Origin of the sequence: Chryseotalea sanaruensis (genome assembly GCF_003990915.1) — a bacterium.
In the GTDB taxonomy this organism is placed as follows: domain Bacteria; phylum Bacteroidota; class Bacteroidia; order Cytophagales; family Cyclobacteriaceae; genus Chryseotalea; species Chryseotalea sanaruensis.
Genome location: NZ_BHXQ01000001.1, coordinates 1,084,245 through 1,095,947 on the forward strand (window position 1 = coordinate 1,084,245; position 11,703 = coordinate 1,095,947).

General features: G+C 37.2%; 8 protein-coding genes. All 8 read left to right on the top strand.

The features are described from left to right. The first annotated feature begins 10 nt into the window (after positions 1-10). The 8 genes from SanaruYs_RS04435 (at position 11) to SanaruYs_RS04470 (ending at position 11,014) form a co-directional block, all read left to right on the top strand. Positions 11-4,573, top strand: coding sequence for a translocation/assembly module TamB domain-containing protein (locus SanaruYs_RS04435; RefSeq protein ID WP_127121277.1), 4,563 nt, complete (start codon positions 11-13; stop codon positions 4,571-4,573). Continuing rightward, positions 4,554-5,486 carry a DUF2279 domain-containing protein gene (locus SanaruYs_RS04440; RefSeq protein WP_127121278.1) on the top strand — a complete coding sequence of 311 codons (933 nt, stop codon included), beginning with the start codon at positions 4,554-4,556 and terminating at the stop codon, positions 5,484-5,486. Before SanaruYs_RS04435 ends, SanaruYs_RS04440 begins: the two co-directional genes overlap by 20 nt. Before the next feature lie 195 nt (positions 5,487-5,681). Continuing rightward, complete coding sequence (locus SanaruYs_RS04445; RefSeq protein WP_127121279.1) at positions 5,682-6,080, top strand: hypothetical protein; 399 nt, start codon at positions 5,682-5,684, stop codon at positions 6,078-6,080. A 263-nt stretch (positions 6,081-6,343) separates the two neighbouring features. Continuing rightward, on the top strand, positions 6,344-7,564 hold the full coding sequence (locus tag SanaruYs_RS04450) for a tyrosine-type recombinase/integrase (RefSeq protein ID WP_127121280.1): 1,221 nt from the start codon (positions 6,344-6,346) through the stop codon (positions 7,562-7,564). Between the two features lie 136 nt (positions 7,565-7,700). Beyond that, complete coding sequence (locus tag SanaruYs_RS04455; RefSeq protein WP_127121281.1) at positions 7,701-8,264, top strand: hypothetical protein; 564 nt, start codon at positions 7,701-7,703, stop codon at positions 8,262-8,264. Between the two features lie 618 nt (positions 8,265-8,882). Continuing rightward, the gene (locus SanaruYs_RS04460; RefSeq protein WP_127121282.1) at positions 8,883-9,572 is read left to right on the top strand and encodes a DUF6624 domain-containing protein; all 690 of its coding nucleotides are present in this window, start codon (positions 8,883-8,885) and stop codon (positions 9,570-9,572) included. A 326-nt stretch (positions 9,573-9,898) separates the two neighbouring features. Continuing rightward, positions 9,899-10,507, top strand: a complete 609-nt coding sequence (locus SanaruYs_RS04465) for a hypothetical protein (protein WP_127121283.1) — start codon at positions 9,899-9,901, stop codon at positions 10,505-10,507. Between the two features lie 153 nt (positions 10,508-10,660). Beyond that, positions 10,661-11,014, top strand: coding sequence for a hypothetical protein (locus tag SanaruYs_RS04470; protein WP_127121284.1), 354 nt, complete (start codon positions 10,661-10,663; stop codon positions 11,012-11,014). The last annotated feature ends 689 nt before the right edge of the window (positions 11,015-11,703 follow it).

Below are 11,703 nucleotides of genomic sequence, written 5' to 3' on the forward strand. Positions count from 1 at the left end.
GCTTAAGTAAATGAACGCGCAAATTATTAAAAATAGACTACGAAAAGTATTTGCGTACAGCGTTACTGGTCTGATCTTTTTAATCCTATCCTCTTTTCTGCTTTTACAGGCGCCCCCGGTACAACAAAAGCTGATTGATCGCTATTTGGGCGAGTTGCAGGAGGTTACAGGTTTCCCCACTACCATAAAAAGCTTTAAAATGCTCTGGTTCGACCGACTAGAGCTTGAAAACCTACTCATTGAAGATACCGAGCAAAATAAGATGATAGCCGTAGAGCGTCTTAGAATCAACTTCAAGTTGTTCGAAATGCTCAGAGGTAAGTATGTTAATATAGATGGAATTGTTGTTGACAAGGCGGATGTCTTTTTAAACAACATTCAGGAAACGGATAGTACGGACGACCTGAACATTAACATATTTATTGATCGTATTAATAAAAAATATGGTGGAAAAGGAAATGGTGGCGCCAGCCCTGTAATTAACGTTGGTGAGGCTATTTTACAAAACAGCAGTTTTCGCTACAACGATGGGGCTACTGATACATTGAGCGGTTTCGACTACCATCATTTTACAATAGACATAACAGACGTATCGTTGGATAAATTCATGATCGTGGGCGATACCATTGAATTTGATGTGGCCTCCATTGTAGCCAAAGACCGACAAACACAGTTACGTGTAAACAGTTTCTCTACTTTTTTCAGGATCTCGCAAAAGGCTATGGAATTTTATAACCTGAAGGCAGATATTGGCAAAAGCTATATTGCTGATACTATTGTTTTCTTATACGAATCGCAGCGAGATTTAAATCGGTTTAATGATGCGGTAAAAATTCAAGCACATCTTGAAAAGATCAAACTCCATCCGCAAGACCTGGAACTTTTTGCCAAGGGTGCGTCAAAGCTTGATCTCCCACTTGAAGTCTCCGGGAATTTTAATGGGAAGGTTAAAAAGTTTGTTTTAAGCGACATGCTGTTACAAACAGGTAACAGCGAATTACGTGGAGAGTTAAGCATGGATGGCTTGCCTTATATTGATGAAACTTTTATTGAGATTGATCTGGAGAATTCGAATCTGCGTTTCGAAGACTTATCCTTTGCATTGAATAATGAAGTGATTGAAAAACTCTCCCCACTGGGCGCTACTAATTTAAATGGACAATTTTTAGGTTATGTGTCTGACTTTGTAGCAAACGCATCTATTCAAACAAGGCTTGGTAATATTAAATCCGATATCAACTTAAAAATTAATGAAACTAATAATGAACGCTCAACTTACAGTGGTAATCTTAGTTTAATCAATTTTGATTTAGGCACTTATCTTAATGACACCCTTAATTTTCAAAAAATAAGTTTAGCGGGTAAGATAAAAGGTTCAGGTCTTACTATGAGTACTGCGGACTTCTTGCTTAATGCTAACGTTAGTTCTATTGGCATCCGAAACTATAATTATCAAAACATTTACACAGATGCCCGCTTTGCAAAAGAATTTTTCAGTGGCAAGATTGGCATTGATGATGCACATGCTAAAATAAACCTTGTGGGCTCATTAGATTTAAGAAAGGGCATAAATGAAATTAAAATGCAGGGTAAAATTGACACCCTGGATTTTCATAAGATCCTGCTTAGTAAAGAAGTACTTAGTCTGAGCACTGAAATAAACATTGACACCAAAGGTTTCGAATTAGATAGCTTAATTGGATCGGCTGTGTTTGAAAATGCTGAGATTCATTATAAGGAAAGAAGTCTGGCCTTACAATCGGTGGATATTTTTGCTGCCAGACAAAAAGAATTACATGAGTTAAGTGTAAGAACGGATTTAATATCTGCTTCAGCGAAAGGAAACTTTAACTTTAGTGATTTATTTATCGACTTACAGGGACTCGTAACAGAATTAAATTTAAATATCAAAAATGACTCGTTGCGCATTGCTGAATATTATAAATCGGAACGGAGAAGCCTGAAAGATTATGCTGTCAGTCTTGATGTTTTAATTAAAGATGCAACTCCTGTTGCCACATTGTTAGGTATCAATTTTTCACTTTCACCGAATGTAAATATAGAGGGAAGCTTCACAAAGGGTATTACGACAATCTTTAACGCTTACAGTAAAATACCAAAGCTCCAATATGACAACTTCATTTTTGAAAACACTAACATTGATATTAACACTTCTAAATTAAAAGATAGTACTGCAGTGTTGGCAATGGCTTTTATTCAATCAGATAAGCAAAGCCTTGAAGGCATTGCCACTAAAGATTTAATAACAGAAGTTATTTGGAATAAAAATCACATTGATTTTAGTCTTGATCTTGATCAAGAGAAATTAAATAACAATGTAAGACTACGCGGCACTGTTGATTTTAGTGATAGCACGTATATCCATTTAAAGAATTCCACTTTTCAATTGTTAGATAAAACATGGAAGGTTAACGAAGAAACATTGGTAAGCCAAAAAGGTAGTGATTGGCATTTAGAACAGGTTGGATTCTTCCATGATGAACAAAGAATCAATTTACAAGGGATGATCTCTAATAAAAAAGATGAACCACTATTTGTGTCGTTGCGAAACATTGATTTGAATGGATTCGAATCAATTATTTCTGAAAAACTAAGTGGACTTGTAAATGCTGATCTTACTTTCAGAGATCTCTACAATGAACCTACTCTTGAAAATAAAGTTGATGTACGAGATTTAACGGTGAATGATTTTTTAGTCGGTGACATTATCGGAAATAACCAATGGAATAGTGAGGAGAATAAATTTTTAGTGGATTTCATGGTGAATCGTATGGGTATTGAAGCCATTAATTTGAAAGGCTATTATGATCCAACTAATAAAGTAAGTCCTTTAAATGTTCTGGCTGTACTTAATCAGGCTAATTTGAAACTGGCTGAACCGATATTGCGCGGCATCTTCAGCCAGATAGATGGTACGTTAACAGGTGAGTTCGCTATTAGAGGAACCGTTAATAAGCCTTTGATTCGTGGATCGGGAAAGGTTGCGAATGGCCAGATCATGATAGACTATTTAAAAACCTTGTACAATTTTACAGGGATAATTGGTCTTACACCAACCTCTATCTACTTTGAAAATATTCAAATGAAAGATGCCTTTAATAATAAAGGTAAGTTAGAAGGGGTAATCGCCCATCGCAATTTCAATAACATGCGTCTTAATATCTTTGGAAGCTTTGCCAACTTTATGGTACTGAACACCACTATAAAAGACAATGAGCTTTTTTATGGGCAGGCCTTTGCTACTGGAGAAGTGAATTTCTTTGGACCTGTTGCCAACCTGAAAATTTCTGCTACGGCTAAAACAGATCGAAATTCAAAAATATATATTCCGTTAAGTAGCTCTGGTTCTGTTGAGAAAAAAGAGTTTATCAGCTTCGTTAACTTTAATGATACTACTCGTGCAAATACTGATATTGATAATCGCAAAAAACTTACTGGTGTTTCTATCGATTTAAATCTTGACATTACTGAAGATGCTTATTGCGAAATTATTTTTGATATTAAAGCAGGAGATATTATTCGCGGCCGTGGTAATGGCGACATTCGTTTACAACTCGACACTAAGGGTGAGTTTAGCATGTTTGGAGGCATTGTGTTCGAAGAAGGGGGATACAACTTTACATTATATAATTTAATTAATAAAGAATTTGATATTCAGAAGGGAAGCAGGATTACATGGTCGGGCGATCCATACCAAGGGCAAATGAGCATTAAGGCTGCTTATAATCAGTTGGCTTCAATTGCTCCTATTATTATCGATGCAGAGAATCAGAATGATCCGGTATTGAAGCGTAAATATCCACTACAGGTTTTACTTTCGTTGGAGGGTGCCATGCTATCGCCACAAATAAATTTTGATATTATTGCCCGTGATCTACCACAAACGGTAACACTGACCAACGGTATAAGTAAGCGTCTTGCTTTTGAGTTTGCCGCGTTTAAAACAAAGCTCGATGAGCAGGAGCTAAAGAAACAAGTATTTAGTTTGATCATTTTACGAAGGTTATCGCCTTTAAATGAAACAATCAGCACAACAGGTTCAGTTACGAATAGTGTGAGTGAATTACTATCTAATCAGTTAAGTTATTGGATGAGTCAGGTGGATGAAAACCTTGAGATTGATGTAGATCTGGGTGCTTTAGATGCTGAAGCTTTCAACACATTTCAGTTACGTTTATCATACACATTTTTAAACGGACGCTTACGTGTTACGCGTGATGGTACTTTCACCAATCAAAATACTGCTACAGCTGGTGTGAATAATAATAGTACAGCTTCACTTGTTGGTGATTGGACAGTTGATTACTTATTAACGGCTGATGGCAAATTTAAAATGCGCATGTATAATCGCACCAATGCTAATGCTTTGTTGAATGCCCTTAACAACCAAAATGCTATTACTACCGGTGTAAGTATTCAACACACACAAAGTTTTAATACGTTAAGTGATTTATGGCGCTCTGCCAGAGAACGGAGAGAGGAAAATACTGAAGATCTGGAGGTGAATGAAGAAGCCATTTTGAAAGAGGAAGATGGAGGCACTGAGGAATAGCACTAACTCCGCCATGTTACTATCATCTTTTGTAAGGAAAGGATTATTATTCTTTCTGCTTACTTGTTTGTCTATTCATATTAGCAAAGCTCAATTCCTTTTAAATGACAGTATTTCGTATCAACCAAAAAAATTAACCACACTTGGTATATCTGCTGGTGCTGTTTATGGGGTAAGTATGTTTGCTTTGAATGAAGCCTGGTATAAGGAAAATAAAAGAGAAGAGTTTCACTTCTTTAATGATGCAGCTGAGTGGAAGCAGGTGGACAAGGCAGGACACTTTTATACAGCCTTCTATTTAAGTGCTCTTAGCGCTCAATCCATCAACCAATGTGGTGTAAAGGCAAAGAAGTCGGCTTTACTTGGTAGTTTAGCCGGGTTTGTATTGATTTCTTCTATCGAAATATTTGATGGCTACTCAGAAGCTTATGGTGCATCGGTAAGTGACTTAATTGCTAATGCCGGTGGTAGTGTATTTTATTGGTGGCAGCAAAATCATTGGCAAGAGTTACGTCTGCAACCTAAATTTTCCTTTCATCGTACGCCTTTTGCGCCACTCAGACCTGCTGTGTTGGGTGAAAATATTCCTACTGAAATTTTAAAAGATTATAATGGGCAAACCTATTGGCTATCGGCAGACATGGATAAATTTATGCGTTTTCCTAAATGGTTGAACCTTGCAGTTGGGTATGGCGCGCATAGTATGTTGTATGCCAGAGATGCAACAAATACAGCGAATGGCTATGATCCCTACAGGCAGTATTACTTGTCGGTAGATTTTGATCTGACAGCCATTGAAACAGATTCAAAGTTTGTAAGAGGTTTAATCAAGGCATTGTCAGTTATTAAGTTGCCAGCTCCTGCCCTTGAAATGAGTAAAAAGGGTGTGAAATTTCACCCGTTATATTTTTAAGCAACAGCAACTCTGCAAAGCTTGATTTTCCTGATTCGTTGTAATGACTTTGCCTAAATGACTACTTGAAGGAAGACTCACTCCCACCTCTAATACCGTTTTAGGAGATCCTTGTTTATTTTTAATTGCATTTTCTATTTTATAAGCTTAAAAAAAACTATCTTCCATTACTTCTTTCATCCAAATCAACCATTTATGAACCTCTTCAAATTTATAAAGCAGTATATAGACGATATTGGTGGTCAGTTTACAGATTATGACCACACAAAGGCTGTGGTAGTTGTTCCCATTGGTAAAAATCGATTTCAGACAGTTCTGGCTATTGTAAAACCCAGCCAGTTATCCGGGAAAGATTTGGCTGTGTTTACCTCTAAGGTTTGCGAATTTACCTCTACCATTAACGCCAGAGAAATTCTGGAGGAAAATGCCATGTTTGATTATAGTAAGTTTATGATTGAGGATGGATACCTTAAGATTGAGGCATCGTGTCCTGCCGGAAATGTTACCGAGGAACAGGTAAAAGAGATGTTGCAAGAGGTGGCTACTATGTCGGACAAGTTTGAAATGGAATTAACCGGACAGGATGTTTTTTAATAATTATTTGCTTTCATTGATAAACTATCAATGAAGTTTAGTGATATCGGAATAAAATAGCGACTCACTTGATTTCTTGATGCATATTAATTGGCCTCACTCCTACCTCTCTTCTGCTGAGAGAGATTGTGGTATCAAGAAATCAAGTAAATAAATAAGGTTTCTTATTTATTTTTGTGCAAATATTGAATTTCTCTATATTGTTTTGATTTAGTGCCCCGTATTAATAATTAAATACTAGTGTTACCTAATACGATGGGCTTATGTACGATCAATTTTTTGATGCCAAACCTGCAGGTGTACGGTTAGAAAAACTCTTCCACCGCGATTTAAACTGCATTGCTATCCACTTCCCTTATGATGGTTATTTAATTACGGTTACCAAACAAATAGAAGGTATACTGTTTAGTAAAACACATCGCTGTTGGTATGTGCCTGACCAAGCTGGTTTACTTAAAAATTTAATAGCTCATTTTAAGCGTCACAATGTTGAAGTTGATTATTCGAGTATTAACAAAGCTTCTGAATTACTCAAGGATACTGATGTATCGATTGACAAACAACAAGCTACGAAAATAATTTCTCTCCCACCAGTAGAAAAACCTGAGACCAAAAAACTCCGCGCCTTAAATGAAGAACAACAAATAGTGCTTCGCATGATAGAGCAAAAGTTGCATCTTAAAGGCTACACGAGTAATACCACGAAAACATATCTTTTTCAGTTTAAGGAATTCATGCATTTTTATGCCAATTCGTATCCTATTGGACTTACCGATATTGACATACGCAATTACTTACTTTACCTCGTAGAGAAGAAAAAAGTAAGCAAGTCGACACAAAACCAAGCCATAAACGCCATTAAGTTTTTCTATGAAATTGTAATGGGGCAAGTAAGACAAACATATTACATAGAACGCCCCATGAAAGACAGGCCGTTGCCGCAGGTGTTAAGCGAAGAAGAAGTAGTGTCGATCATTCAACATGCAGGGAATATAAAACACACCACCATGCTGATGTTGATTTATGCTGCCGGTTTAAGACGGAGTGAGCTGATAAATCTTAAACCTGGTGATGTGGATATGGATCGCTTAACCGTTTTTATTCGTGGTGGCAAGGGGCGCAAAGACAGGCAAAGTATATTGGCCAAACAGATGATACCGATGCTGAAAGAATATATGAAGCAATACAGACCTAAGCGATGGCTCTATGAGGGTAAAGATGGGGAGCGTTACTCTGCAGCGAGTATGCAGATGGTATTAAAGAAGGCTGTGGAGCGAGCGGGAATAAAGAAGCATGTTAAGCTACATACTTTGAGACATTCTTTTGCTACGCACTTGCTCGAGTCGGGCACTTCTACACGCTACATCCAAACTTTGCTGGGTCATGAGTCGTCAAGGACCACCGAAATATATACTCAGGTTAGCCGTTTCGCATTGGATAAAATCAAGAGTCCACTAGATAACATTCTCCGTCTCGACAAATAGAGTACTAAACAAAAAATATATACGCCATTTTGAATGATTTAAGGCATTTACAAGCTATTTTCAAGGGATTTTACATAAATGATATTAATTTAACACCTGTACATACACAAACGTTGGCAATAATTGGTTTAAGAAAATGAAATACGTATTAATAATACTGTCACTCCTGACAACAACATCCTATGGACAAGGTGATCTTATTAACCAAAGAGAAAAGGAAAGACTTGAAATTGAAAAAAAATCAGAAGTTGAAAAAAGTAAAATAATCGTGTTAGTTAAAGTCAAAGGACAATCTGAATTAAAAATCGTGATAAATGAAAATTGGCCCAGAGACATTGAGACAACTTACAATATTCTTAAAAATGAACAAGGACAGATTATTTACGTTGGAGAATTTCCGATAAGTGAAAGCGGTGATTGGAATTTAGAACTAATGCATTATTTCTCACAGAATGGACAATTAATAGCATTTGAAAAGAGACTCTCCTATTTTAATGAGGAATGTACAGATGGGGCTGTTGATGAGACGGTAATTGAATTGTATGACTCTAATTTTAAAGTAATTAAACTGACTAAAAAGCAGACAGATAACGAAGGAAAAGAACTAAAGGTAAATTACTGTGAACATGGTTACGATTGGACTTTTGAAAAAAGACCGACAGTAAAAGAATTTGCTAACCTAAAAAAAATTAGAGTCTAACCAACTATTGCCAACAATAGCTACATGTCATGCCGCGTGACAGTTTGCCAATTACACACAAACTACTAACTTCGTTACTTAACGTTGGAATTATACGGGCTTCGATAAGCGGCACGCCATGTAGCCCAGCGTTAGGCACAAGGCGGTTGAAGTGCTTCGTAAGACAGTGACGACTAAACGACCACCACCCTACTTCGGTTGACTTTAGTATAGCTAACAACTTCTGGTTGACATTAAAACCATCGTGTGACTTTGATTCAACTAAAAACCACTTGTGAATCAAAACCAATTCGCAACGACTTAGTTGTAAACGTTAAATAGTTCTTCGTTTTACATTGTTGACACAGGACGGACTCGTCTTGACTAACGACCTCGATTTGACCTGTGACTGTAACCGTATAACGACAACAATTTCGACTCACTTAACGTAGGACGAATCCGCCCAGTGCCTAACAATAGCTACATTCCATGCCGCATGATAGTTTGCCAATTACACACAAACTACTAACTTCGCTTTGTACCGTTGGAAACAAACGTGCTTCGCTAAGCGGCACGTCATGTAGCCCAGCGTTAGCAGCAATTTCACGAATAAGACAACGTGACCAACAAAATAACAGCATGAAAGTGAGACTAATTGTATATAAATTTATTAGAACGAGAACGACAGTTTTGTTCTGTCTACACTTCCTCATACTGACTGAGACATTCGCACAAAGTACATTAAACGATTCTTTAATAACACAACTACATCTGATTCGTGAGGACGACCAAAAATATAGAGCACAACTCGAATCAATTCAAACAAACTATGGCTGGGAATCAAAGGAAATGAAAGACTTGTGGAAAATTATTGAGAAAAAGGACTCTTTGAATTTAATCAAAATAGAAGCAATTCTTGGCAAGTATGGTTGGCTAGGATCTGAAATAATCGGAGAATCTGGAAATTCCACATTGTTTTTAGTAATACAACATTCGGACATAGAAACGCAAGTGAAATACTTACCTATGATGAGAGATGCTGTAAAAAATGGAAAAGCAAAAGCGAGTAGTCTAGCACTACTAGAGGATCGTGTAGCATTGCGCTTAGGGAACAAGCAGATTTATGGTTCTCAAGTCTCTTGGAATATGAAGACCAATGAATATTATATTTTACCTCTTGACGACCCTGACAACGTGGATAAAAGACGTGCGGCTGTAGGACTTCAACCGCTCGGGGACTATGTGAGTAATTGGAACTTAAAATGGGACATAGAACAATACAAAAAAGACTTGCCAAAAATTGAAGCATTACAAAAAAAGGAGAAATGAAAATGCTGCTAACAATAGCTACATGTCATGCCGCGTGACAGTTTGCCAATTACGCACAAACTACTAAATTCGTTACTTAACGTTGGAATCATACGGGCTTCGAAAAGCGGCACGCCATGTAGCCCAGCGTTGTGTGCAATTTTTTCGGGACAGATTTGACCACTCCAACAAATCGGACTTCTTGACAACGAATGAAGCAATTTAGAAAATCATATTACAATAATGAGTGGTATGAATACTCTAATATGATTAAGCGTAGGGACAACTACAAATGCCTGAAATGCGGACGCGGAGAACCTAATGTTATACTTCAGACACATCACAAGATGTATAAACCAAGACTGAAACCTTGGGAATATCCAGCAAGTGACTGCTTGACCCTTTGTAAAGGCTGCCATTCAAAAGAACATGGATTAGTTGAACCTGACAGCGGCTGGACACTTGTTTCAATTGACGACTTAGGCGGTTTAGATGGAATTTGTGAACGAAAAGGTTGCGGGACTGAAATTAGATATGAACACATCACTTATCATCCTAATTGGGGTTACAAATCAGTTGGGAGTACTTGCGTTGAACATTTGACAAGGGAAGACCAATTTTTAAGTCAAGAGGTACTTAAAGTTTTTAAAAACATAAGTGGATTTATTAATACATCTGTATGGGAGAATGGAGTTACAAAAAATGGAAAACATTTTACCTACACGACTTATTCACATCATCAAATTCGGATATATGGTAAGGGGACATATTTTTCTTATCAAATTGCATTAAAACGAAAAGGCGAAAGATGGTTTGACTATGGAGAATTTATTCAAGCAAAGAACAAGACTTTGGACCAAGTTAAAGAACTTGGATTTATTGTTCTTAAAGGACTAATTACCAATGACGAAACTGAAAAAGAGTTATTAAGGAATATCTACTCAAGAATTAGGTAAAAAAAACTGCACACAACAACGGCTATAAAGCATTACTTTTGATTAATTATTTTTTAAAGGATAAAAGTAACGCTTCATAGCCAAGCGTTGGCGGTAATTAACGTGTGACAATAAAGCATTCGACCATTTGATATTGTGATAAGATCGACAAAAATGATTAGACCTTTACATTTGACAACTTTGCTATTTATATTTTCAAGTTGTGTCAATGTTGAAAAATGGAGATGTGACACCTATCAGCAATACCTAAATCATGAGAACTTTGGACGACTTGAAGAGAAATACATTGACAATGAAAATCACGCTAGAGAGACTTTGATTTTGAAGCACTTTCAACTCCAAAAATCGGACATTCAATTAACACTAATTGTTGACGGACTTTACGATACGATTCAAGTCGGTGACGAACTTCTAAAAGAAAGAGGTTCAAATGTGACAATTATCAAACGGGGGACAGAAAGAATTGAATTAACCGTTGACAAATCAAAGTGGTGTAAGGAAAACTGACCAATGTTAACTACCGCCAACAATAGCTACATGTCATGCCGCGGGACAGTTTGCCAATTACACACAAACTACTAACTTCGTTACTTAACGTTGGAATCATACGGGCTTCGATAAGCGGCACGCCATGTAGCCCAGCGTTAGGCACAAGGCGGTTGAAGTGCTTCGTAAGACAGTGACGACTAAACGACCACCACCCTACTTCGGTTGACTTTAGTATAGCTAACAACTTCTGGTTGACATTAAAACCATCGTGTGACTTTGATTCAACTAAAAACCACTTGTGAATCAAAACCAATTCGCAACGACTTAGTTGTAAACGTTAAATAGTTCTTCGTTTTACATTGTTGACACAGGACGGACTCGTCTTGACTAACGACCTCGATTTGACCTGTGACTGTAACCGTATAACGACAACAATTTCGACTCACTTAACGTAGGACGAATCCGCCCAGTGCCTAACAATAGCTACATTCCATGCCGCATGATAGTTTGCCAATTACACACAAACTACTAACTTCGCTTTGTACCGTTGGAAACAAACGTGCTTCGCTAAGCGGCACGTCATGTAGCCCAGCGATATCTATGATTAAAAAAAGTTATTTCTAACTATTTTTTAATTCTGGTGTGTAAGGTGTTCCACGATTCACAACAGCTACAATTCTGTGCAACAGTTTGTTTCGAACAGCATT

Bases quoted from the DNA above. Each gene is read 5' to 3' on its own strand.
- SanaruYs_RS04435 (WP_127121277.1), top strand. From the start codon at position 11: ATGAACGCGCAAATTATTAAAAATAGACTACGAAAAGTATTTGCGTAC.
- SanaruYs_RS04470 (WP_127121284.1), top strand. From the start codon at position 10,661: ATGATTAGACCTTTACATTTGACAACTTTGCTATTTATATTTTCAAGT.
- SanaruYs_RS04455 (WP_127121281.1), top strand. From the start codon at position 7,701: ATGAAATACGTATTAATAATACTGTCACTCCTGACAACAACATCCTAT.
- SanaruYs_RS04450 (WP_127121280.1), top strand. From the start codon at position 6,344: ATGTACGATCAATTTTTTGATGCCAAACCTGCAGGTGTACGGTTAGAA.
- SanaruYs_RS04445 (WP_127121279.1), top strand. From the start codon at position 5,682: ATGAACCTCTTCAAATTTATAAAGCAGTATATAGACGATATTGGTGGT.
- SanaruYs_RS04465 (WP_127121283.1), top strand. From the start codon at position 9,899: ATGTATAAACCAAGACTGAAACCTTGGGAATATCCAGCAAGTGACTGC.
- SanaruYs_RS04460 (WP_127121282.1), top strand. From the start codon at position 8,883: ATGAAAGTGAGACTAATTGTATATAAATTTATTAGAACGAGAACGACA.
- SanaruYs_RS04440 (WP_127121278.1), top strand. From the start codon at position 4,554: ATGGAGGCACTGAGGAATAGCACTAACTCCGCCATGTTACTATCATCT.